Raw genomic sequence first — 23,580 nt, forward strand, 5'->3', positions numbered from 1 at the left:
TCTTTTTTTTGTATGTAGATCGATGATACTTCACCTATGCGCGCTGCACATTCAGCCGTTAGTCTTGGTGTCTTTAGGTTGGCCTTCGTCCCATAGTTAATGCGCTCATGGCGATTACGCCAAAATGTGAGACACTTTAGCAACAATGTGCACCACTCGTTTCATTTATGTGACATTAGAACGTTGACGAGTTGTAATGAGATGTTTAGCTCGTAAAGTATTATCTGACTATTCGCGCCCAAGCGTGAACAGGTAGGGGACAATTGGAGGTTCCAACATGAAAATTTCTTTGACCCGTGAGCTGTTGCTCGCGAGTACTATTGTTGCAGGATTAGGTTTCACTGCACCAGCTTTTGCTCAAAGTGCAGGATCCACCCCTAATAATTCTGCCAATGAAAAAGCGGCTGAAGTGGTTGTTGTTACGGGTACCCGTATTCAAACACCGGGGACCACATCGTCTAGTCCAATCACGAGTGTAGGTGCAGCTGAACTTGAATTTCAACAATCTTCCGAAATCGAAAAAGTTCTTCGTAACCTGCCACTCGCGGTTCCAGGTGACGGCGGCAACACGAACAACGGGACAGCTGGTGTTACCACAATCAATTTGCGTGATCTGGGCCCACAACGCAACCTAGTAATGGTTGATGGCAAGCGCGTTACACCTTACAATATTAACGGTATTGTTGACATCTCCATTATCCCTGCCGCGATGCTTGATAGAGTCGATATCGTCACTGGCGGTGCTTCTGCTGTTTACGGTTCGGATGCGATCTCGGGTGCTGTAAACTTTGTGCTTAAGCGCAATTTTGAAGGTGTGGAAGTCAATTATGAGCATACCCGTGCTGGTAAAGATGATGGTCGCATCTCGAATGGTTCAATTGCACTTGGGGTGAATACCCCTGACCAAAAAGGCAATATCGCCATCGCGATGAACTTCACCAAGCGTGATGGGGTTCAATTTGGTGATAGGCCATTTGGGACCTTGGGCATCAATTCGGAAAGTGGTGATGGCCTCTCTTCAATCGGCGTAAAAGTTACCCCGCCAACCAATTGCACCGGGGATAACACTGTGCCACCCTCTTTTGGTGGTTCAGGCACAACCGTTCCTGCACGGATCAATGCCTTGCCAACCTCTAGTAAATTTAAAACAGGCAATTTGCAATTCCGCGATGACGGCACTTTAGGTGCGAACTGCAATACGTTCAACTTTAACCCCTATAACTACTACCAAACCCCTCAAGAGCGATATTCGGGCGTTGCTTATGGGCATTATGGCATTAGCGAAAACCTAGAAGCCTATGGCCGTTTAATGTTTGGTGCTGTTAATGTGCGCCAGCAAATCGCGCCATCGGGCGTATTTAACAGTCCATTCTTAGTTCCGCTCAACAACCCATTCTTAAGCAAAGCAGCGCGAGATAATTTGATAGAGCGTTATCAGGCTGGTTTAACCCCTGTGGCACCAACCGCAGACATCCCAGAACCTGAACCACAAACCGTTTTGGGCAAAAATTGGCTCGATAACAATAACAATGGTATTGTTGACGCTGCTGATACCGTCCGTTTTGGTATTGCACGGCGTACAACTGAATTGGGCGTGCGATCAACTACCTTCGATAACAATATGTTCCAGCTCATGTTCGGTTTGCGTGGCACATTTGCTGAATCATGGGACTGGGACGTTTCACTATTGCATGGCGAGTCCGATCGTACAAACCTTTCAAGCGGATTTACCAATATTGCAAAGCTTGCAGCTTCTTTGAACACCGTTAGTGCAACCAAATGTACCACACCTGCTGGCGTTACTACTGCCGGCTGCGTGCCTATTAACTTGTTCGGCAAGCAAGGTACCATAACCAAGGAAATGGCGGATTATCTGCGGGTGGATGCGCTTGAAAAGCAAAACTATAAGCAAACGGTAGCCAACGCTTCAATCTCTGGTCCATTTACTGCGGCTCAAAGCCCATGGGCAGATACGCCTTTGCAGGTCGCATTGGGTACTGAATATCGTGAAGAATTCGGTAGTGTTTCCCCTGATGACTGCTTGAAAGGTTCCAATGGCGTAAGCTGCTTGGGGGGTGGCGGTGGCAACACCTTACCTGTTTCAGGTGCGTTCTCGGTTCAAGAATTCTTTGGTGAAGCCATTATGCCATTGGCTTCCGGCAAGCCGATATTTGAGAGCTTAGAGCTGGAGCTTGGCGTTCGTTACTCAGACTTTAACCTGACCGGGGCGAACACAACTTGGAAAGCCGGCTTTAACTGGGGTATCTTCGATTCCGTTCGTGCGCGCGTGATGCGTCAACGCGCTGTTCGTGCGCCTTCGATCAATGAGTTGTTTGCTCCATTAACCTCCAGCTTAGACAATGCTGCAGGTGATCCTTGTTCGGTTGGCGCTAAAAGCATTTCTGATTCTGTGCGCGCGTTGTGTATCGCAACCGGTATGACGTCCAGTCAAGTTGGAACTGTTCCAGATATCGTTGCAGGTCAAATCAACACCTTCTCAGGCACGCTTCCTACGGCATTGCCTGATCCAGAAGTTGCGAACACTTGGACCGCTGGCCTCGTATTCACACCCCAAGTCAGTGGCTTGAAGAATATGATCGTCTCACTTGACTATTACAAGATTGATATCGATGGCTACATCAACACTTTGGGCCCGCAAGAAGTGTTGGACTTATGCTACAAACAGGGTAACAAAGCCTATTGTAATCAGATCAAGCGCGTTGATGGCAATTTGATCTTCCCAGGTTCGGGCATTCAATTGTACAATCAGAACTTGGATTATTATGCCTCTGAAGGCTACGACTTAGGTGCTTCGTTTGCATTTGATCTTGAAACACTCGGTCTAGACTCAAAGTGGGGCACAGTTTCATTGTCCTACAATGCAACCTTCACCATTAGGAACGCTTCTTTGAGCTCTTCAGCATCAAGCGAAATCGATTGCCTTGGTAAGTATGGCAATCAGTGCGGTAATCCGAGCCCTAAATATAAGCATGTTGCTCGTACCACATGGAAAGTTGGCGATGCACGTGTTTCCTCTCTGTGGCGACGCGTTGGTGAGACGACTGTAGAAGAGGTTCAAAAGGCAGATACATTTGACGACTTTGAGAAAATCAAAGCCTATGACTATATCGATTTGTTCGTCTCTTATGACTTGACATCCGCTCTAAACATTAGCTTGTCAGTCAACAATGCCCTAAACAAGAACCCACCTTTGGTTGGTGGCGATATTGGTACTACCTCTTCAAATGGTGGTAACACGTTCCCACAAACCTATGACACACTTGGTCGTGTTTACACGGTTGGCTTCAATCTGAAGTTCTAACCCTCAAGGATTGGAAAGTAAGAATGGGCAGCGGCTTCGTCGCTGCCCATTTTTTATGCGCAGAGTTTTGCCGCGCACCTGTTTTACAACGCTTGGGTTTCCATCCGCTCAAAGTTGCCCAAGTATAGTGACAGGCGTAAGATTGTTTTATATGCTTAGACGATCGCAGACGGAACAGGAAATATATTCATGAGCTACCGCACTATCTTTGGGATACTGGTCTTTGCCCTGGTCAGCCCGGCTATCGTAAGCGCGCAAGTAACCCCCGTTTCGCCCGAAAAACCCGTTGCTACGCCTCAATCTCCCGCTAAAGCGATTGAGCTAGCCTCCCCCACAGCTCCGTCCACCACAGAAAGTCCCGCTGAGAAGTCAAACGATAAGGTCTGTCGCACAGTCGAAACGCTTGGTTCACGTCTTAAGAAGCGGAAGATTTGTCGAACGCCGGAACAATGGCGCCTTGTTGAACTTAATAGCAGACGCGAAGTCGAAGCGGTTCAGAATCGTGGTGGCAATGGTAAAAGCTCAAAAATGGGTGGCAGCTAATCTATCCTCTTTTAATTGTCACTTCAGTCAAAGTTGAACGAACGGGCCGCCTTGGCTAGACCTCGAACCAAGTCGCGTTCGTGGGGTGACAAAAGTGGGTTCCAAATGTCGAAAATGAGCACGACGCGTAACTGATCACTGTCGTTTCGGGCAGTGTGTTCTAGGGTGTCATCAAATATAAGCGTTTTTCCGACTTCCCACTGGCGTGTCTCGAAGCCCACGCGATAGATGCAGTTTTCCGGCACAATTAGAGGCAAATGGACAATAAGCCGCGCATTTGTTTCGCCATGATGGGGAGGAATTTCGGTATGCGGCGCAAGGCAAGAAAACATCGCATTAGGACACAGCCCATCAATGTCTGCCAACTCGACAGCTTCAAGTGCAGCTTGTGTATTCGGACATTGATCCAAGTTTTCGTGCACCGGTGTGCCTGAGCTCCAAAGTTTAAATGTGCTCCAGTTTCGCGAATGGTTGAGATTTGCCCATTGGTTAACCGGTGCACCCGGGGCATACTCAATATAAGGAGTGAACTTCCCAGCACTGTTATTTAGGGCCGTCTGTAGCTCGTCTCTAATGGCTGCTGTTTGGGCCTCAAGGTCGCTAACCCATGAAAACGCGCTGCGATCATAAAATGGGATCGCAGGCATCCGTGGAATATAGAGCTGGTTGCAATCGGCTAGATAGGGCTTGGATCGTCCCGCCATAATGCTGGAGGCCTCAGTCCATCGACCACTGTCATGCCCGCCGAGCGCTTGAATTTCTGTGCCGAGTTCACAGATAAGATGCTCATAAAAAGCCGCTGAATAGGCGCGCTCCATCTGGCGGGCATGAAGGAGTTGAGGTCGCAAACTCTGTGGCCAATGGGCTTCTGGTGGGGCAACCTTTAGGGCATTGCGATACAAGATTGCAGCCGTGGTTTTCTGGCCCTGCCCCTCAAAGAAGACGGCCTTCGCGATCAGGGCTGGGAGATAATATGCGTCGATTTTTAGGGTGTCATCAATGGCGGCAAGTTCACCGCTTGAGTCTCCGCTATCTCTGAGGAATATAGCCCTACTCAAACTAATCATGGGATCATTCGGTGCTGCAACATTGGCCAATGCACTTAGTTCCAACGCTTCTGTAAGTTCCCCTCTTTGCCATGCATGCATTGCTAAGCTGTAAAGTGCTTGTGGATGATTAGGGTCTAATGCGCGCACAGTTCTCCACAGACGCTCCGCGTCGGCCCAGCGATTTTGCCGCGCTGCCAAACCAGCTTCAGCTGCATATGTCTCTATATCCGCTTCTACCAAAATAAAGCCCTACCGCACACGAACCGGTTCATTCATTACCGGGCCCTTCGATTGGTGTGATTGGCTGATCAGTTGGGAAAGGCGCTCATCCCCGGCTAAGGCCCCAAGAACTGTTGCAGCACGGGCCAGTGTTTTGGCGCTGTGGGCGCTGGCGCCAAATGCTTTGCTAAGCGCGGTAATAGGGTCTTCTACGGCCGGATACGTCCGCAGGGAAATAGAGTCTTTGGCGTCAATCTTGGCTAAGGCTTTTGCTTTCAAGATTGCCGCACGGATACCGCCTATTTGATCAACCAGCCCCAATTCCTTGGCGCTTTCTCCGCTCCAAACCCGCCCTTTTGCCATTTCCAATACACGTGCGATGGGTAATCTACGCCCCGCGGCAACTTTACTGGTAAAGTCTTCATAGATACGGGTAACCGCACCATTCATCGCCAGCTTCTGGCTATTGGTATAAGGCGTTGCGGCCGAATAGGCATTGGCGAAAGGACCGCCAACTTCAATCGCCGCGATATTGGCTCCCGTATAGCGGTTTAGGGCGTCATTGATCACGAACTTACCATTAAACACACCAATTGAGCCGGTGATGGTGGAAGGCATGGCGAGGATGGCATCCGCACCTGTGGAGACATAATAGCCCCCCGATGCAGCATAGGCACCCATGGATACGACAACAGGCTTCCCAGCCTTCTTGGCCCGCTCCACAGCCGCCCAGATTTGATCAGATGCACTGGCAGACCCACCAGGGGAAGAAACGCGCAAGATGATGGCTTTAACGTCATCATCATCGGTCGCATCGCGTATCGCCCCTGCAAAGTCATCGCTGGCGATCGAGGTCTCTTGGCTAAATGGATCCGTATTGCCTTCGCCGGTTACAATCGCGCCTTCCCCACCAATCAACGCGATCACAGGCCCAGTGCCAGCCGAAGCTGCGTAATCGGCAAGTTCAACGACACTGGCCTTATCGGCCCCGCCTGCACGCGTGAGGGCGGCATCTAAGGCTTCTTCAGGTTGGCCGATCTTATCGATCAGTTTGGCTTTAAGGGCGGCTTCGGCTGATAAGGGGGCTTGGTCCAGCGCCGCTTTTATTGCTTCGACGGGCATTTTTCTGTCAAAGGCGGTGGAGGCTAAGAAGGCCGAATAAATGCTATCTAAAAGGGATGTCGTTGCTTCGCGGTGTGGGGCGTTATAAGTTTTTTCGGTGTAAATATTAACCGCGTTCTTGTATTCTTTGAATTGCTCAAACTGAGGAATGATACCAAATTTTTCCATCAAACCACCCAAAAATATGGTCTCGGCGACAAGGCCGGTTGCGGCAAAATCGGTGGAACCTTGCATCCAAAGTTCTGAACCACCTGATATAGCAACATAATTGGAAAGGGTTGGGTATTCAAAACCCTGCGCATGAACAATCACAAACTTTCCTGTTGATTTAAAATCAACCAAGGCTTGGCGGATTTCCTCGGCATGGGCAGGGGCCAAGCCGCCTTCACTAGCGCGAATGAAAAGCCCTTTTACACTTTTGTCGGTCTCTGCGGCTTGTAATTTGCGTACAATGTCCACCACAGAAATGGATTTGTTGAATCCAGAAAAGGGTGAGGTGGATGGCACATCCGCGATCGTGTTACGCAAATCAAGGCTAAGCACGGTATGGGTTGGTGTGGTGGGTGTATTTGTGGCCGTCACAGAAGCAATCAATATAATCGGTATCAAGACGAAGAAAAGCACAAGGCCCATAAAGACGCCGGCGATTGTGATTAAAAACTGCTTCACTTAACCCTCCCTGATTTTTGCTCATACCATTGGCATCAAAGTGCATAGGAAATCTTTTTAGCTATTAGCTTATAAAGCTGGTGCCGCCTAGCTACGATGCCAACTCGCTATGGCACGGACTATGTGGATTGGCGAGGGCAATCATCTTAACAGACAGCATATGATCAAAAGCCTTGCACCAGAGGAAAAGCGCGTCTATCTGACCGCCTCTCTTGGGGTGTCGCCAAGCGGTAAGGCATCGGTTTTTGGTACCGACATTCCTAGGTTCGATCCCTAGCACCCCAGCCACTTTTGTTATTGAAAGCAAACTCTAACCGCACCCATTCGCCGGGCAGCGCGATCTACGACCCACCGGGCTTTGCCAGCGTCAGCCAGACTTCGTGACGGCGTAAAAAGGGTGGGGTCCAGGGCGGGTCATAAGAGGCAAAGATCGCGGCGCCAACAGGCTTAAGATCACGCCGCGTGAGCCAAGCGTGCAATTCAGCGCTTTTTTTCTCCATGGTCTCCATCGTACCAAAGCCAGAAAACTTAATAACGGCATAGCGTTTGGCGGGTTCTTCTAACAGCTTAACGTTGGGATCAAGGGGTGCAGGCATGCTGGCCAAGCTTGAGCCTTCCGGCATGATGAAGCGAACTTTCCAGTCCCCGCCACCGTCTTGGCGTGTCATGGGGGCAGTCATCGCGATGGATTGGCCTGTTTTTTGGCGCGTTACTGGGGCGGTCATGGCGATGGTGGTCTTGGGCTGATTGCCTCCGAAAATATAACGCGCTAGGGGGCGAAAGCCTGCGCTGGCTGGGTCTGAGCGTCCTGCAGGAACCCGCACTTCAGCGATTATTTGGGGATTGTAGTCGCGTATTTCAAACGCGCCGTCACTGATAACGCGGGCAAAGCTTGGTTCAGGGGTCACGGCTTTACTGGGTCCAAAAAAGCCAATCACGCTAGCTAAAGGCACAAGAAAGGCAAGGGCGGGGGGGATGCGATTTTTCTTCATCTTAAATCTACGCACATAGCGGCGATTGGATCAAGCCAATACTTAAATCGTGCAAACATGTAGGAAGCCTTGACTGATGAGTATGTATGCCGATTAATACTTGATGCAAGCTTGTCTTAAAGACGTACGTCATTGTGGGGCGCAATCCCTTCATAACTGATTAGGCCAACCGACGACATAGGCTTTTGGATAAGGGCCGATACGCTGAAATAACTCTATGATAGGGAGCAGCGCATTTGACGACCTCATTTTGGATCGGGCATCAAGCCAGAGTGGCTGCATGCATGCGCGAAGGGCAAAAAGATGGCGGGTTGGTTGGTGCATAACCCTGGAAAAGGGCATGCTCATCGGGGCTTAGAAACAAAGGTCCGCTCACACCGATTAGAGGGATAAAGTCTTTATTCTGTGGCTGACTGGGGTAGGCCTGACAGCTATCTTAGTTGGCACCTTTAGCTATGGCTATGATGGTCGATTAAACGTTTTGCTTCGTTTGGTTTGAGGCTTGTCCTGGCTGGCGCTGGGTTCTGCTTGCACAGCCACCACTCGGCGTATCCTTGGGCGTCCTTCCCGCCACCATCCAAACAATGCCAGTGGCATCAACATAAAGGCATAAACCCAAGCCGGCACTAGTGGCTCACTTTTTGTGAAAAGGGTGGTGGTTACGCGTCCTTCGCGCAGCGCCAAGCTTTGGCCACGTGCTTTTTGATCCTTTGCGATACGGCTAATCGGGGGCAGGGATCCTGTCCCGTCTCGGCCAACATAAGCGACTGTGCCACCGCCTGTTTTGGCTTGAAAACGGCTTAAGGCGCTTGGGTCCGCGCTTAAGTCATGGGCTTCATTGGGATTGCCAATACCTGCAACACTATAACCGCTCCTCTGCCCGGATTGGACATAAAAAAGCCCTGGGCTGTCGATCTTGACCGCGCCACGCCATAGGTCAGTGTCAACCGCCGCTAAGGCCACGCTTTCTTCCTGACCGCGCCTTGAAACAATGGCGGCACCAGGGTCGGTTGGTGACTGGCGTTCAATGATCAATTGGCCAGGCAAGCTCGATAGACGCAAGCTGTCGGCTTCTAGATCGGGATCCTTCATCAGCCAATGGGCGGTTTTGCGAAATAGTTCGTCAAAGGGTCCACCACCATCATAGCCACGCCGCCACAACCATGCTTGATCGCTCATTACAGCAGCAACGCGGCCTTGCCCAGCTTGGCCCAAAACCAATAAAGGCTGACCCGCCCCTACCAACAAGACGTCGCCAGTTGCTTTGGAGGGTTGAACCCGTAGCCAATGGCCCCATTTTTGGGCGGACTCCACCAAGCCGGAACTGACGGGATGCTGGCGACCACGGGGCGTCACGATTGGCCGAAATGAGGCTTCTATCGGCTTACCAGATGCGATGATGGGCAAGATACGGCGTAGTGGTGTGGTTTGTACCCCTTCATTTTGCCCTTCCGATGGGCCCGCCAGCATTAAGAAAGCCCCACCACCTTCAACCCAATTGGTCACAGAATTGATATAGGCATCGGGTAAGACCGAAAGGCGTTTAAAGCGGTCAAAAACCACAAGATCAAAGTTATCAATCTTGTCTAAGAATAATTCGCGCGTGGGAAATGGGATGAGCGATAAGTCCTGTGTTGGCGTAAAATCTTGTTCTTCTGGGGAACGCAATATCGTAAATTGAATCAGATCGACACTGGGGTCAGACTTTAATAGGTTGCGCCAAGCCCGTGAGCCTGCATAAGGTTCTCCTGTCACCAACAGCACACGCAATCGATCGCGCACCCCGGTAAGTGTGAGGGCCGCACCATTATTAGCGGTGGAGATTTCGCCCGGGGCTGTGGCGGCTTCAATCCCAATGGGGATGGATCCAGGCTGCATCACCGGGATTTCGACAGTGATGTCTTCCCCGGTCGGCACGTTTAGGGTACGCGGTGCATCATCCCCAACCCGGACAGTCAGTGCTGCTGTTTTGGTTTGATCATCCACACGCACAATCACCCGTGCCACTTCACCAATGGGTGTTTGTTTTGGTGCGCCCCGCACGGTTAGAACGCGGTCATGCTCTTTAGCTGCACCAATCAGGATTTGATGAATGGGATAGGGACGCGCGGCATCGCTGCCATCACTCAATCGTCCATCACTTATCAGGATCGCCCCAGCGATCCGCTCATTTGGCACATCGGCAAAGACTTGGTCCAAACTTGCGGCTAGAGCCGTACCCCTGGCGTTATCTTTGAGGGTTGTGACACGAACTTCTAGATTGGAATAACCGCTAAGACCCTGTTGCAATCGTTTCAGGGCTTGATCCACGCCTCCCGCCCGACCCGCTAATTGCATGCTTTCAGAGCGATCGATCACAATGGCGACCGTATCTTTCAAGGGGGAGCGCACCTCTTGCACTTTACTTGGCCCGCATAGGCCAAAGAGCACAATGCCTAGCACCAAACCGCGCAGGATCGGCGCTTGTGCGCCCACCAATGTATAACAAAGTAAAGCGACACCCCCCAAAGTCGCTAAAAGGCCTAATATAGGCCAAGGCAAAATGGGTTCAAAGCGCAAGAAAAAAAAGTCTAGACCCTTCATGGTCGCCGACTTTGACGTGCATCGGGCATATCAGTAGTGCTGTTTCGACGCCCAAATCGCTCCAGTAGAGCCGGCATATGAATTTGATCGGCTTTATAATTGCCAGTCAACGCATAAAGGACAACATTGATTCCAACCCGTATGGACCATTCAGAGGGTGTGGGCTCAACATCCAGATCACCTAATGTCGGCGCGCGCGGCGCTTTGGCCCATGCATAGGCCCAATCCCCGTCGCCAAGGATCAATGATGAAACCCCGTCATTAGCGCTCGCCTGAGCGGAGGCAACCGTTTCCACCCATATCTGAGCATTTGGATAGCGACCTGGGAAGCGCTGTAAGATATAAAAGGATTTGGTAAGGACATGGCCTAAAGGTACAGGTTCTAGAGGCGGGGCCTCAATACCGCGAAGTGCCGCACGAACAAGGGCGGTCGCCATGGCTGGCGTGCGCCCAGCCCCACGCGAGTCCACAAACAACACGCCGCCGTTCTTCATAAAAAGATCGAGCGCGCGCGCCATCTCAGGCTTAGGTTCCATCGCTCTTTCGCCCAAAGTCCAAAACACGATCGGATAAAGTGCTAAATCGTCTTTGACAGGATCAATAGCCTTTACGGGGCCAGGCTCAACCGATGTGCGCTCACGCAGCGCGCGCGCTAAACCCTCCAAGCCGCGCCGGGTCGCTGAATCCAAAGCCGCATCACCGGATTGAACGTAAGCTAACACAACGTCTTGGCTGAGCTGGGCGCGATTTGGCTCTTGCGCTGAAGCTGGTGCCGGGAGGGTGACGATCAAGGAATACAGACCCCATATGAGTAAAGTGTGGCGCAAGATCGGGGTGTTTTTTTTGACGCTAAACCGCTTCATCCAGCTGAATAATCTGTGCGCTTCTTGCCTATGCCCCAATAGAACAGCGATAACCAGATCGAGGATCATTAACATCATTCCAACGATTAAAAAGGCACTCGCTAAAGCTCGGGGTTGTTGTTCGGCCGCGCGCAACCTTTCGATCCCACCTACAGGCTTGAGGGCTAGAAGTTGCAGATCGGGTCGTGCGGCTTGCAAGATCCAGCGTGCGCCACCGCCTTCATAAATCCCTGGTGGCTGATCCACACTTGGCTTTAAGTCTTTGAGTATGGTGGGTTGCAATGGTCGGATGGAGGCATCGGGTGTGATAAAGGCTCCAAACCCATCTAATACTAAAACAGGTTTCAGCGGCACCGTGCCTGCGACAAATTGTGCCGGAATAGCGCTTGATGCGGCGCGTGCCAAAACCCGGCGCAGCATTGATATTTGTAGCCCGCTAAAGGCCACATCACTCCAAGCTGGGCCTGCGGTGGTATGAAACAAAACGAGGGTGCCCCGCCCGATTGCGCGCGCACTGACCAGCGGGGTGCCATCGACCAAGCGCGCCCAAACTTGCACTGGTGATGGCTTCCTGGCGAGGGCACGGCCATCGGTGTCTTCGCTCTCGGCCTGCGGGGCTATGAGTGCCACTTGATTGATGCGGGTGTCTTGAGGGATGGTTAGGCCCGCAAACGGGCTTGTTGGCTCAAAAGCCGCTATTTGTCCGGCCGTTTCAGAGGCGAGCGATCCGCTTAAAACGCGCGGTTCAGCTGCCAGTGGTGCCGGGATCAGTGCCCCTTGCTGAGAGGCGAGTAATCTTGGACCAGCAAAGCGGAGCAATAGGCCGCCTCGTTCTACAAATTGTTCAAGCGCTTTTGCTTCATGGTCGGGTAATTGGCCGACATCGGTTAGGATCAGAGCGTCTAGACCAGCCCCACTCAATTGATGTAAATCACCAAGAGATAAAGAACTATAGGGTGCTAAGGCCTCTTTGACATAATGGGTATCAGACAATAAAGGTTGATCTACGGCGCGTGGCATAACAAGGCCCGTGCGCACGCGACGGTCAAACGCATCCAGCAAAAAGACCCCACCAGCAGAACGCACATCACCGCTGCGCAGCGCCACCACTCCGCGCGCAATCACAGGTTCAAGGGAAAAGGTACCACCCCATGCGGCACGCGCCAAAGTGACGGCACCCAAACTCTGCCCAATGTGATTGATCGCCTCTATTTTGAGTTGGTAAGGGGCTGCAGGTGCCGTCGCAAATCCCAATTGAAAGCCTTCAGGGCTGGGCTTGGCGCGCGTAATTGCTATAACGGGGTTTGGGGCAGCGCGCACCTTAACCGTGCCCAAACGTTTCAAGGAATCCGCTAAATTGGCGGTTCCTGAATGCTCAAGTCCATCGGAGAACCAAAAAATGCGTTGACCGGGTTTGAGTGTGGCGGTCGCTTGCGCCACACGCTGATGATCGGGCAAAACAGGCATCGGCATAGCGGCCCGCAACCGGCTCGCTGCTTGGCTTGGGCTTAAGGTTTCAATCGCTTGGCTCCCTTGGCTCCCACTGACGGTAAACATCAATCGAACTTGTGTCGTTGACGCGCGCGCCAGAATGGCAGCCTCTTCAATCATTGCGCGCCATAAGGGTGCTGAGGTCCAGCCATTATCAATGACCAGCAAAAGCGGGCGTGAATCTTGGATTTTCGTTGGGTTTACGACTGGCCCGGAAAAGCCGACGATCAAACAGGAGAGGGTAAAAAGCCGGAACCACGCCAACCATTGGGGTGCTTTTTGGGGTGTTTCCTGTGTCGGTGCGATACCGCTTAACAAGCTGGTTGGGGGAAAAATCTGGGATTTAGGTACTGGCGGCAAGGCGCGAATGACCAGCCAAATAATGGGCAAGGCCGCCAGTGCAAGAAGGGCTAGTGGCGTGGCGATCCCAATCGAGCCAAAACTCCACATCTAAATCGCCCCGCGCGCCAGAATCGCGGCAATCTGCAGTGCAACAGGGGTCACGGCTTGATCGGTTGCATGGGTTAAAAACTGGCCATTAGCTTGGGCAACTAAGCCCCGCAGCTGTGCCAAATGGCGTTCATAGCGATCTCGATACGCGACCTGAACCGATTGGGCATTCGCGATCAAGATGGGGTTTTGCTGTGCGAATGCTGAAAACGCCACGCGCCCTTCAAACGGGAATTCAATCTCATCGCGGTCTTGAATGATCACAAGGATCAAGCGCCCTTGTGCAGGAGCCAGCTTTTTTAAGCGGGCAGACCATAATTCTTCACACTCCAAGCCATCACTGATGAGGAGGATATGGCCATGTTGGGCTGGGGCCACATCGTGAGACACCCAATCCTGCTGCCCGCTTTTGATCAAAGCCGCACCAAATGCGTCTTCTTGGGTCATGGCTTTGCCACCCCTTAGGCATAAGACCCGCTCACCCCCGGCCCGGACGGCCAGTGCAATCGCCATCGCCAAAACTAAGCCGCGCTCAGCCTTCATTGGCCGTGTCTCATCTCCCCGCCAACACATGGAAGGGCGGGTGTCGGCCCAGATCTGCAAAAGGGCTGGCCCTTCGCGTTCCATCTCGCGTACAAACAAGCGGTCTGAGCGGGCAGAGCGACGCCAATCAATCTGGTGCAAGGCTTCGCCATCGGCCAATTCTCGGTGCTGCCAAAAGGCTTCTCCGATTCCAGCAGATTTCCGACCATGGGTACCAAAGAACAAGCTTTTGGCCGCTTTTCTGGCATCCATCAGCACAGCAGGAAGCCCTTTTTGCAATTCCCGGGCTTGATAAGAAAGACTTGAACTATTCCCTTCTAAAGAGTGCGATCCTTGGGTTTTAGATCGGGCTTTAGTAGACCGGCTATCGGGCGATCTTGCCATCATTGTGGCCCCAGAGCCTCATCAACTAATTGATCGACTAAGCTTGCAATCTCCAAGCCATCCGCGCGTGCCCGCCAAGTAAGGGCCATGCGATGGCATAGGGCTGGGCGCGCAACAAGTGTGACATCATCCAGTGTTGGGCTGACGCGTCCACGTAAGAATGCACGCGCCTTGGCTGCCTTAATCAAGGCCTGCCCAGCCCGAGGCCCAGGCCCCCAAGCTACCAAGTCTGCGAGCTTTGGGTCAGTTGTACTTTGGGGCCGCGCGGAGCGCACCAGATCAAGCACCGCATCGAGGATTTTTGCCCCGACGGGCATTATGCGCACAAATTCTTGCAGGCTTTCCAACTCTCCCGGACGCAAAGCCTCTTTCGCAGAAAGCTGATCTTTACCTGTGGTGGCGAGCAGAATTTGACGTTCCGTCTCACGCTCTGGTAATGGAACATCGATCTGCAACAAAAAGCGATCTAATTGCGCTTCCGGTAATGGGTAAGTGCCTTCTTGCTCAATCGGGTTTTGTGTCGCCAAAACATGAAATGGCTGGGGCAAGTCATAGGTAGTGCCAGACACGGTGACTTCGCCCTCCTGCATGGCTTGTAAAAGGGCCGATTGGGTGCGCGGACTTGCACGATTGATTTCATCTGCCATCACAAGGCTCTTAAAAATCGGCCCTTTTAAAAAGCGAAAGCGCCGCGCACCATTGCTAGCTTGGTCCAGCACCTCCGCGCCTATGATATCGGAAGGCATTAAGTCTGGTGTGAATTGTACCCGGCCCCAATCGAGGTTCATCGCCACCCCAATGGCTTCAACCAGCCGGGTTTTGGCCAGCCCCGGTGCACCCACCAAAAGGCCATGCCCGCCGGCTAATATGGTAGCCAAAGTCAAATCGATCACGCGCTCTTGTCCAAGAATTGCCCCCGAGACGCCAGCGCGTACGCCGGCAATCAATTCAAGGGCTCCATCTATACGCGCCATCGCCATATCAATGTTTAGATCACTCATCATATCTATCTTGCCTGACTCAAGGCATTAAAGCGAGTGCCTTTTCATTGCGCCTTTGGGCCTAAACTGTCAGCTGATCTGGCAGGCGTACGCAAACAAACCTAGATCAATGCGATGACCAGCCCATCTTCCCTCACAAACCTATTGGCCCAGCTGGCTGGGTTACAAGGGGAGCGCCAGCGTGAGCGCGCTTTGCCCCCGGTTGAACTCTGGAATCCCCCCCATTGTGGCGATATTGGTATGGAAATTAGGGTGGATGGCAGCTGGTGGCATCAAGGCGACCCGATCACACGGACGGCTATGGTGGACTTATTCTCCACCATTTTGCGCAAGGATGAAGATGGGCAAACCTATTTGGTCACGCCTGGCGAAAAAATCATCGTGCATATCGCCGATGCCCATTTTATTGGAACCAGAGTGGATCGCATTGAAACTACCTTGGGCCCATCCATCGTCGTTACCACCAATGTTGGGGATCAAGTGGTCATTAGCGCTACTAATCCACTGTGGGTGGTTACCGACCCCGTTACAGGTGAACCGCGTCCCTATGTCTTGGTGAGGGGCCGCCTGATCGCCCGTTTAGCGCGCGCAGCCTTTTACGAATTGGTGGAATGGGCAGAGGCGTGCGATCAGGTCTTGCGAGTAGTTTCTCAAGGCACTTGGTTTGAGATTGGCGATGTTGAAGGTCAGACCACATGACAGACGCTTTTTACTTGGAACGTTTGGAAAGCAGGCTCTTTTCGCTTGACGCACTTCCACTTGAGCCACCTTATTCTGACTTTGACTTAGGTGGTGAACGCCCACAGGGTTGGGCCTTAAAAGAGGCTTCAGTTCTTGTGCCTTTGATCGCACGTCATAGCGGCCTTTCCCTTGTCCTGACGCGCCGCTCTGATGCGATGCCTACTCATTCAGGCCAAATTGCGTTTCCAGGTGGGAAACGACAGGATGAAGACCGTGATGCCATAGCTACAGCTTTGCGAGAAGCGCACGAAGAAATTGGCCTTGATCCCGCTCAAGTGAAGGTTATCGGTGTTTCTGACCCTTATGAAACAGGAACCCAATTTCGGGTGACACCAATTGTAGGCATCATCTCAGAAGAAGCACGCTTTGTCCCCGACCCACGCGAAGTCGATTGCATTTTTGAAATCCCATTCGCCTTTCTCATGAATCCAGATAACCATCACCATGTTGAGGGCCAATACAATGGCCAAACCCGCCAGTTTTTTGCCATACCTTACCAAGATTATTATATCTGGGGTGCCACCGCTGGGATGCTACGCGCGCTTTATCTTCGTTTGTCGACATAAGGTGATTGACCGGCCAAATGCGATGACCATCAGGCCATAGTGCGCAGCATAGCATACAAAATCTTCAATGATCACTGCAAAAGTGAATCGATTGTGCGCATTGGACGGTTCTTCTTAACGGTCGATTCACCTCAATCCTTCATCCCTCTGCAAGAAATACACTGATCGCATGTTAGGCATGCACAGCTCATTGGGGTAGATGCAGCATGAAAGGCGTAAGGGTAGGGGTTTTAATGGGCGGCTGGTCAGCCGAACGGCCTGTGTCCCTAGTCTCTGGCAAAGCCTGTGCCGATGCTGCGCGTGCGCTGGGTGCTGATGTTGTGGAGATCGATGTCGATCACTCGATTGCGCAGGTTCTCAAATCGGTCTCGCCGGATGTAGCGCTTAATGCTTTGCACGGCCCTTGGGGCGAAGATGGGCGCATTCAATCGGTACTTGAGATTGCCAATATTCCGTACACCCATTCTGGGGTTCTAGCTTCAGCACTCGCGATGGATAAGCAAAAGGCGAAAACTTTTTTTGCCAGTGCAGGCCTTGATGTACCGCTCGGCACGATCATGGACCGTCACGAAGCGGCCGAAAATCATCCCCTTGAGCCGCCCTATGTCGTCAAGCCCAATGCGGATGGATCATCCTTTGGCGTCTTTATTGTGCGGGCCGGTGAAAACCGTCCACCTGAAATGCTATTGGATGCACAGTGGCGATCTGGCGATACTGTATTGGTTGAGGAATTTATTCCAGGGCGTGAATTAACCGTCGCTGTGATGGGTGGGCAAGCTCTGGCGGTGACAGAGATTCGCACCGGACACGCGTTTTACGACTACGAAGCCAAATACGCGGCTGGCGGGTCAATCCATCACCTTAATCCAAGCGATTTGCCAAGTGTCATTAAGGCTAAAGCGATGGAACAAGCGGTTCAAGCGCACCAATTGCTTGGTTGTGGTGGCGTGACTCGAACCGATTTTCGTTATGATCCAGAAACCAATCGGCTGGTTGTTCTTGAGCTCAATACTCAGCCCGGCATGACCCCAACCTCTCTAGCGCCAGAACAAGCAGCTCATGCTGGCATTGGGTTTAACGATTTAGTCAAGTGGATGTTGGAGGATGCGTCATGCCCGCGATGAGACAAAACAGACGCGCACCTCTCAACCGCCAACCCCGACACCGTGGCCGCCACAGGATGCCAACACGGCGTACCGATAGTCATGCTTGGACGAAGCGGCTTGGCGCTTGGGCACATGCAAGGGTGCGCGCGGCCCAATACAATGGTCCTACGCGTAAATTTCTACTTGGGGCAACTTTGGGTTCTGTTTTGGCGATTTTTCTGATGTTGGCTTCGGGCTTGGGTGTGCTCGATGATTTAGGGCGAGGTATCAAAACCAGTTCAGAGACTATGGCGCGTAGTGCCGGTCTGGCTGTGCGTTTCGTGAGTGTCCAACCCTCAGACGGTAAACAATTGAGCGCTTATCAACGGGCACAAGCCGAAGTCCAATCAGGTGTGCTGGCCAATGATGTGATGTTTGGCGTTGACCCGAACAAAGTGCGAGCTCAGGTTGCCCAGCTGCCATGGGTTGAGGATGTGGTTGTTAGACGGCTTTGGCCAGACCAAATTCAGATTGTCATCACTCCGCGCGCAGCCACCGCTTTGTGGCAGGTGCAAGGACAATTGTCTTTTATCGATGCCTCGGGTCGTACTCTTGGCAAAGCCGAAGCGATTAAGTCAGCCAAAGGCTATGCCATGGTCATTGGGGCAAAGGCGGGACCTAACGCGCCAGCGCTGTTTGAAGCCCTGCGAAACTATCCCATGATTGCTCGGCGCACCAGCGCAGCAATTTGGGTCGGTGATCGGCGATGGAATTTACTTCTCAAAAATGGGGGTGACATTTTATTACCAGAAGTCGATATGCCCCAAGCACTTGGACAATTGGCGAAACTTCAAGTTACTTATCAGCTGCTTGACCGACCATTTTCTCGTATCGACATGCGCCAATCAGGAATATTAATCATTCGTCCAGCACAACAAGCTATAACAACTGATGTAGCCCCTGGCATGGTGAAGTCCTTGCAAGGCGTCTAAACTTCCCAGAGTCTAAAGTCCCTAGAATAGGTTACTATGTCCTCACTCATCAAACGAGCCGCTGTTGAAAGTCGCACTCCAGCCCCAAGGGCTGCAATGTTGGCTGCACTCGACATTGGGGCCTCAAAAATTACGTGCTTTATCGGCAGTACGGGTCAAGGCAGTGGGCCCTTGCGGGTGGCAGGGGTTGGCACACAACCCGCGCGCGGTGTGCGCAATGGAGCAATTGTTGATCTGGAAACGGCTGAAAAAGCTGTCCGTACCACGATAGCCCAAGCCGAGCGTATGGCCGGGGTCACAGTGAGCGAGGTTGTGGTCTCGGTCTCAGGATTTGGCGTTCGCGCGGAACAAGCCCATGGTGAAATCACATTACAAAATGGTGAGATTGGTACCAAGGAGCGACGGCGGGTCGTTGGAGCCGCTTTAGAGCCTGTGCGTTTGGATGGCCGCGCAATCTTACATGCTACGCCCAGTTTTTTTGTTGTTGATGGCCAGAAGGTTCGTGATCCACGTGGCATGCTAGGACGTCGATTAGGTGTTGGCGTTACCGTGGTTACTGCACCCATCCCGCAGTGGCGTAACATCGTCTTATGTGTGGAGCGCGCAACCTATACGATATCAGGCTCAGTTGCTGCACCCTATGCTGCCGCATTAGGTGCCCTGGCCGAGGATGATTTAGAATTAGGTGCTTTGGTCGTTGATATGGGGGCTAGATCGACCACGGCGGCTTTGTTCCATGCTGGGGCTTTGATCCATGTAGATGCAGTCCCAATTGGCTCTGATCATGTAACCCACGATATTGCTCATTGTTTGGGAACAACGGCTGCTGCGGCAGAGCGGCTCAAGATTGTCCATGGCAGCGCGATTGCCAGTTTGAATGAAGATCATTTGATGATTGATGCACCACGAATCGGTGGCGATGGGCAATTGGTTTCTGATCAAGCACCCCGCTCTATTCTCACCGGTATAGTCCGGCCACGTGTGGAAGAAACGTTAGAATTGTTGCGCGACCGTTTGCGCGCAGGCGGACTCGATAAGCTAAATGCTGGTCGGCGTATCGTTTTGACGGGTGGCGGTAGCCAACTCAACGGTGTGCGCGAGTTGGCGGCACGGGTGTTTGAGGGCCATGTCAGGATTGGCCGCCCGCAACGGTTTACGGGCCTAGGCGACGCTGTTGCAGGCCCCGGTTATTCGGTGGCGGCAGGTCTATTGCGTTGGGGCGTAGAGCGACCAACCGATATGGCCAATAGTGCTGCACGAATGGGTGAAACCTCCAGCCACCCTGTTGCGAGAGCTATTCAATGGTTAAAGGAAAATTTCTAAATTTCAGTAGGCAGAGTTTCGAGGCCAATCCGCTTAATTTCCCAGTGTAAATCGACCCCTTGGGTTTGTTTAACAGTCACGATCACATGTTCGCCCAAGGCTTCTAAATCCGCCGCCCGCGCCGTACCTGTATTAATCATGAAGTTACAGTGCTTTTCACTCATTTGAGCGGCCCCAATGGAAAAGCCGCGTAGGCCCGCCGCATCAATCACTTGCCAAGACTTTCTCCCGCCAGATTGGATGGGATCAGGATTTTTAAACGTGCTGCCGCCCGTTTTTTCGCGGATTGGTTGGCTGTTTTCGCGTCGTTGGGTGATCGCATCCATCCGCTCTAAGATGTGGGCTGGTGCGTCTGGGGTTCCCTCAAATTGGGCAGAGACGAAGATAAAATCCTCAGGCACTTGGGCGTGGCGATAGGCAAATCCCATCGCTGCATTGTCCAAAACATGGCGGTTGCCTTGTCGGTTATAGGCCACACAAGAGATTAAAACATCTTTGGTTTCGCGCTCATAACACCCCGCATTCATGCGCAAAGCCCCGCCAATCGTGCCCGGAACGCCGCGGTAAAACTCTAAGCCAGCAATACCGGCTTCAGCAGCCTTTTTAGCAACGGTCGCATCCAAACAAGCGGCCCCCGCAGTGATGCGCACGCCATCGGTCTCAATTTGGCCAAAGCCACGCGCCGAAAGGCGAATAATGACCCCTTTGACCCCGCCATCGCGAACAATTAGATTGGAGCCGACCCCAATCGCCATCACGGGCACATCGGCCGGGCAATCGCGCAAAAAAGCTGCTAGATCGTCTTCATCGGCTGGTTGAAACAGCACTTCTGCCGGGCCTCCCACGCGAAACCAGGTGTAGGGGGCGAGCGCAATGCCAGCTTCTAGCTTACCGCGAACGGGGGGAAGGCGATAAATCAGGTTCATGAACTTGCCTTAGCCCGCTCCACGCAGTGACAAAAGGGGCTAAAGATCTTTCATAACAGATAGGGTAGCGGTGGCTTCAAAGCCAAAGTCTAGCAAGACTTGTTGTGTTGGGCCATCTTGCCCACCAGTGGTGAAGCCCATTTCGAGACAAGGTGAGGCTTTGTCGAATTGGTTGGCTAAGAGATGGGCGACGCGTCGTGCGATGGCAGGTCCTGACTCTACCCATTGAAATGGCCGCGGTGTGGCGGCTGCAAGCTCTTCAAGAACCAATGGATAATGAGTGCAAGCCAGAACAATGACATCGATTTGATCGCCACGAGGTTGGTCCAATAAGCCTTGGATAGCTGATTGATATACAAGCGGATCTGGATGGCCGTGGGCCAGTTTTTCTTCTGCCGCACCAGCTAATCCAATCGCCCCATGTCGCAACACGATTTTGCCCTGGCTGAAACGGTTAATCAAAGCATCGGTATAAGGACGCGTGACGGTCTTGGGGGTCGCCAATAATCCAATGACCCCGGTTTGACTAAGCGCAACGGCCGGTTTGATCGCGGGGACCACCCCCACAACCGGAATGCTGACCTCAACGCGTACCTCTTCGAGGGCTAAAGTGCTCGCGGTATTGCAAGCAATTATAACCAGATCGGCTTGGGTTTGGGCGATACCGGCCCCAATGACTGAAGGGATTCGTTTGATCAATGCATCATCTTCACGCTCACCATAAGGGAAAAAAGCAGTATCGGCGAGGTGGAAAATGTCTGCACCAATCGACGCATCCATCAGGGCTTTAATCACCGATAAACCACCAAGCCCTGAATCAAAAACCAAGACACGGGGTCGCTTACTGGCCAAACCCATTGTGCGAATTTCCTTCGTTTACCAGATTATTCATGCTGAATAATCCCTTAAGACACACCATTTGCGCGCACTAAATTAACGACTGCTTAAACATGTCATGAGCATCTTCTTTGAACGATTCTAACATTACGTACTGTCAATCGCTTCGAGGATTCACACATGGCTATCCGCCTAAATGCACCCACCCAAACCGAACTTAGCCCCCGTATCGTCGTTTTTGGCGTTGGTGGGGCTGGTGGCAATGCAGTGAACAATATGATCGATTCTGACCTCCAAGGTGTGGAGTTTGTGGTCGCCAATACCGATGCGCAGGCCTTGGCGCGCTCCAAAGCCGAGCGACGGATTCAGATCGGTCTTAACACGACTCAAGGCCTTGGAGCTGGTGCGACACCCCAAGTTGGCATGGCAGCCGCTGAAGAAAGCCAAAGCGAAATACTCGACCATCTAGCCGATGCAAACATGGTATTTATCACCGCCGGCATGGGTGGTGGAACAGGTACGGGAGCTGCGCCGGTGATCGCTCGTAGCGCCAAGGAGCAAGGAATTTTGACGGTTGCGGTTGTGACCCGTCCCTTCCAATTTGAAGGACCTCGCCGCATGCGCATGGCCGATGCGGGCATTAGCGAACTTCAAAAATATGTCGACACTTTGATCATTATTCCAAACCAAAACCTGTTCCGCGTCGCCAATGACAAAACAACCTTCCATCAGGCCTTTCAATTGGCGGATCAAGTTCTTCATTCGGGTGTGCGTGGCATTACCGATTTGATGGTGATGCCAGGCTTGATCAATTTGGATTTCGCCGATGTTCGTTCAGTCATGGGTGAAATGGGTAAAGCCATGATGGGAACGGGGGAAGCTTCTGGTGAGCGCCGCGCGTTAGAGGCCGCGACTAAAGCCATTAATAACCCGCTATTAGAAGATATGTCCTTAAAGGGCGCACGCGGGGTGTTGATCAATATCACGGGCGGCTATGACATGACCTTATTTGAGTTGGACGAAGCCGCCAATCATATTCGCCAAGAAGTTGATCCTGATGCCAATATCATTGTTGGGTCAACCTTCGATGAAACTTTGGATGGCATGATGCGCGTTTCAGTGGTTGCAACCGGTATTGACGCGGCTTCCATGACTGAAACCTATCCACAGTCCAGTGGCGTGTTTGGATCAAGTCCTGCCTATCCTCCGATTGCACAAGGACCAGCCCCAACGGTTGTGCGGGTCAATAATGGCCGTGACCCTATGGTGCACCAGCCAATGGTACAGCGTCCCGTCGAAGCGCCCGCTCCTGTCATGCACAACTCAGGTGCCCCCACCCCAATGGTGCCAACAGAACCTGTTCAGCCCCCCCTGTTTCAACAGCCCCCACAGCCAGAGCCGTTGAACCAAGATGTTGGCGCCGCCCGCAGCGCTCAACAAGGGCAGAGCTATGCGCAGGCACCAAGCCAGCCACAGCAACGCCCTGTCTATCAGGCTACCCAACCCCGACCCCAAGTGCACGGGAACCAAACGGCGCGTCACGAGCAACCCCAATACGCTTCTCGCCAAGCCAGCCCCCCGCAGGATGAGCCACGTGGTTCGCGCAATTCGGGTTTCAATGGCTTTAATATTTTTGGCCGACCTAAGCCGAGCCAGCGTGAAGATAACTGGGAAGAACGCCCTGACCCTCCAACCAAATCCATCACCCAGACCCAACCCTTGTTCGGTGATGAGTTTGATGACGAGATCGAAATTCCAACCTTTCTCCGCAAACAGGCAAATTAACATAGGCCTCGTTCTACGCCTGTGAATAAACGCCGCGTTCCATCTTGTGCAGCGGCGTTTTGTTTGTCTGTCATAAATCGAAATAATGTTTGGT

General features: G+C 52.4%; 17 protein-coding genes and 1 tRNA gene. 9 read left to right on the plus strand and 9 right to left on the minus strand.

Annotation, left to right across the window (positions count from 1 at the left end):
• Nucleotides 1-277: 277 nt before the first annotated feature.
• Together PsB1_RS05270 and PsB1_RS05275 are read left to right on the plus strand one after the other, a co-directional pair.
• Nucleotides 278-3,322 carry a TonB-dependent receptor domain-containing protein gene (locus PsB1_RS05270; RefSeq protein ID WP_284359557.1) on the plus strand — a complete coding sequence of 1,015 codons (3,045 nt, stop codon included), beginning with the start codon at nt 278-280 and terminating at the stop codon, nt 3,320-3,322.
• Nucleotides 3,323-3,511: 189 nt separating this feature from the next.
• Nucleotides 3,512-3,865, plus strand: coding sequence for a hypothetical protein (locus PsB1_RS05275; protein ID WP_284359559.1), 354 nt, complete (start codon nt 3,512-3,514; stop codon nt 3,863-3,865).
• A 23-nt stretch (nt 3,866-3,888) separates the two neighbouring features.
• Here PsB1_RS05275 and PsB1_RS05280 read toward each other — a convergent pair whose 3' ends face one another.
• Together PsB1_RS05280 and sppA are read right to left on the minus strand one after the other, a co-directional pair.
• Nucleotides 3,889-5,154: an aspartyl/asparaginyl beta-hydroxylase domain-containing protein gene (locus PsB1_RS05280; RefSeq protein ID WP_284359561.1), complete on the minus strand. Its 1,266-nt coding sequence runs from the start codon at nt 5,152-5,154 to the stop codon at nt 3,889-3,891.
• 9 nt (nt 5,155-5,163) lie between these two features.
• The gene (gene sppA, locus PsB1_RS05285; RefSeq protein ID WP_284359564.1) at nt 5,164-6,924 is read right to left on the minus strand and encodes a signal peptide peptidase SppA; all 1,761 of its coding nucleotides are present in this window, start codon (nt 6,922-6,924) and stop codon (nt 5,164-5,166) included.
• Nucleotides 6,925-7,137: 213 nt separating this feature from the next.
• On the opposite strand from sppA, the gene PsB1_RS05290 reads away from it, so the two are divergent.
• Nucleotides 7,138-7,212, plus strand: a tRNA-Gln gene (locus PsB1_RS05290).
• 53 nt (nt 7,213-7,265) lie between these two features.
• Here PsB1_RS05290 and PsB1_RS05295 read toward each other — a convergent pair.
• The 5 genes from PsB1_RS05295 to PsB1_RS05315 all read right to left on the minus strand — a co-directional run bounded on the left by PsB1_RS05295 (nt 7,266) and on the right by PsB1_RS05315 (nt 15,231).
• The gene (locus PsB1_RS05295; protein ID WP_284359565.1) at nt 7,266-7,916 is read right to left on the minus strand and encodes an SOUL family heme-binding protein; all 651 of its coding nucleotides are present in this window, start codon (nt 7,914-7,916) and stop codon (nt 7,266-7,268) included.
• Nucleotides 7,917-8,375: 459 nt separating this feature from the next.
• The gene (locus PsB1_RS05300; protein ID WP_284359566.1) at nt 8,376-10,499 is read right to left on the minus strand and encodes a hypothetical protein; all 2,124 of its coding nucleotides are present in this window, start codon (nt 10,497-10,499) and stop codon (nt 8,376-8,378) included.
• Nucleotides 10,496-13,303, minus strand: coding sequence for a DUF4159 domain-containing protein (locus PsB1_RS05305; protein WP_284359568.1), 2,808 nt, complete (start codon nt 13,301-13,303; stop codon nt 10,496-10,498). The genes PsB1_RS05300 and PsB1_RS05305 overlap by 4 nt, the downstream gene beginning before the upstream one ends.
• Complete coding sequence (locus PsB1_RS05310) at nt 13,304-14,233, minus strand: DUF58 domain-containing protein (RefSeq protein ID WP_284359569.1); 930 nt, start codon at nt 14,231-14,233, stop codon at nt 13,304-13,306.
• Nucleotides 14,230-15,231 carry an AAA family ATPase gene (locus tag PsB1_RS05315; RefSeq protein WP_284359571.1) on the minus strand — a complete coding sequence of 334 codons (1,002 nt, stop codon included), beginning with the start codon at nt 15,229-15,231 and terminating at the stop codon, nt 14,230-14,232. The genes PsB1_RS05310 and PsB1_RS05315 overlap by 4 nt, the downstream gene beginning before the upstream one ends.
• A gap of 114 nt (nt 15,232-15,345) precedes the next feature.
• Between PsB1_RS05315 and PsB1_RS05320 the strand changes: the two genes are divergently transcribed.
• The 5 genes from PsB1_RS05320 to ftsA all read left to right on the plus strand — a co-directional run bounded on the left by PsB1_RS05320 (nt 15,346) and on the right by ftsA (nt 19,938).
• Nucleotides 15,346-15,930, plus strand: coding sequence for a DUF1285 domain-containing protein (locus tag PsB1_RS05320; protein ID WP_284359572.1), 585 nt, complete (start codon nt 15,346-15,348; stop codon nt 15,928-15,930).
• Nucleotides 15,927-16,538 carry a CoA pyrophosphatase gene (locus PsB1_RS05325; RefSeq protein WP_284359574.1) on the plus strand — a complete coding sequence of 204 codons (612 nt, stop codon included), beginning with the start codon at nt 15,927-15,929 and terminating at the stop codon, nt 16,536-16,538. The genes PsB1_RS05320 and PsB1_RS05325 overlap by 4 nt, the downstream gene beginning before the upstream one ends.
• A gap of 206 nt (nt 16,539-16,744) precedes the next feature.
• Nucleotides 16,745-17,662, plus strand: a complete 918-nt coding sequence (locus PsB1_RS05330; protein ID WP_284359575.1) for a D-alanine--D-alanine ligase — start codon at nt 16,745-16,747, stop codon at nt 17,660-17,662.
• The gene (locus tag PsB1_RS05335; protein ID WP_284359576.1) at nt 17,650-18,615 is read left to right on the plus strand and encodes a cell division protein FtsQ/DivIB; all 966 of its coding nucleotides are present in this window, start codon (nt 17,650-17,652) and stop codon (nt 18,613-18,615) included. Before PsB1_RS05330 ends, PsB1_RS05335 begins: the two co-directional genes overlap by 13 nt.
• A gap of 36 nt (nt 18,616-18,651) precedes the next feature.
• Nucleotides 18,652-19,938, plus strand: a complete 1,287-nt coding sequence (gene ftsA / locus PsB1_RS05340) for a cell division protein FtsA (protein WP_284359577.1) — start codon at nt 18,652-18,654, stop codon at nt 19,936-19,938.
• Here the strand turns inward: ftsA and murB are convergent.
• Both murB and murI read right to left on the minus strand, forming a co-directional pair.
• Nucleotides 19,935-20,864, minus strand: coding sequence for a UDP-N-acetylmuramate dehydrogenase (gene murB / locus PsB1_RS05345; RefSeq protein WP_284359578.1), 930 nt, complete (start codon nt 20,862-20,864; stop codon nt 19,935-19,937). The two genes, ftsA and murB, sit on opposite strands and share 4 nt — an antisense overlap.
• Nucleotides 20,865-20,903: 39 nt before the next feature.
• Entirely contained in the window at nt 20,904-21,722 is an 819-nt protein-coding gene (murI, locus tag PsB1_RS05350; protein WP_284359579.1) for a glutamate racemase, read from the minus strand.
• Nucleotides 21,723-21,881: 159 nt separating this feature from the next.
• On the opposite strand from murI, the gene ftsZ reads away from it, so the two are divergent.
• Entirely contained in the window at nt 21,882-23,486 is a 1,605-nt protein-coding gene (ftsZ, locus tag PsB1_RS05355; RefSeq protein ID WP_284359580.1) for a cell division protein FtsZ, read from the plus strand.
• The last annotated feature ends 94 nt before the right edge of the window (nt 23,487-23,580 follow it).

The sequence above is a fragment of the Candidatus Phycosocius spiralis genome (assembly GCF_030158815.1).
GTDB lineage: Bacteria > Pseudomonadota > Alphaproteobacteria > Caulobacterales > Aquidulcibacteraceae > Aquidulcibacter > Aquidulcibacter spiralis.

Coding starts and splice junctions, on each gene's coding strand:
- PsB1_RS05270 (WP_284359557.1), top strand. CDS start 278: ATGAAAATTTCTTTGACCCGTGAGCTGTTGCTCGCGAGTACTATTGTT.
- PsB1_RS05275 (WP_284359559.1), top strand. CDS start 3,512: ATGAGCTACCGCACTATCTTTGGGATACTGGTCTTTGCCCTGGTCAGC.
- PsB1_RS05295 (WP_284359565.1), bottom strand. CDS start 7,916: ATGAAGAAAAATCGCATCCCCCCCGCCCTTGCCTTTCTTGTGCCTTTA.
- PsB1_RS05300 (WP_284359566.1), bottom strand. CDS start 10,499: ATGAAGGGTCTAGACTTTTTTTTCTTGCGCTTTGAACCCATTTTGCCT.
- PsB1_RS05305 (WP_284359568.1), bottom strand. CDS start 13,303: ATGTGGAGTTTTGGCTCGATTGGGATCGCCACGCCACTAGCCCTTCTT.
- PsB1_RS05310 (WP_284359569.1), bottom strand. CDS start 14,233: ATGATGGCAAGATCGCCCGATAGCCGGTCTACTAAAGCCCGATCTAAA.
- PsB1_RS05315 (WP_284359571.1), bottom strand. CDS start 15,231: ATGAGTGATCTAAACATTGATATGGCGATGGCGCGTATAGATGGAGCC.
- PsB1_RS05320 (WP_284359572.1), top strand. CDS start 15,346: ATGACCAGCCCATCTTCCCTCACAAACCTATTGGCCCAGCTGGCTGGG.
- PsB1_RS05325 (WP_284359574.1), top strand. CDS start 15,927: ATGACAGACGCTTTTTACTTGGAACGTTTGGAAAGCAGGCTCTTTTCG.
- PsB1_RS05330 (WP_284359575.1), top strand. CDS start 16,745: ATGAAAGGCGTAAGGGTAGGGGTTTTAATGGGCGGCTGGTCAGCCGAA.
- PsB1_RS05335 (WP_284359576.1), top strand. CDS start 17,650: ATGCCCGCGATGAGACAAAACAGACGCGCACCTCTCAACCGCCAACCC.
- ftsA (WP_284359577.1), top strand. CDS start 18,652: ATGTCCTCACTCATCAAACGAGCCGCTGTTGAAAGTCGCACTCCAGCC.
- murB (WP_284359578.1), bottom strand. CDS start 20,864: ATGAACCTGATTTATCGCCTTCCCCCCGTTCGCGGTAAGCTAGAAGCT.
- murI (WP_284359579.1), bottom strand. CDS start 21,722: ATGGGTTTGGCCAGTAAGCGACCCCGTGTCTTGGTTTTTGATTCAGGG.
- ftsZ (WP_284359580.1), top strand. CDS start 21,882: ATGGCTATCCGCCTAAATGCACCCACCCAAACCGAACTTAGCCCCCGT.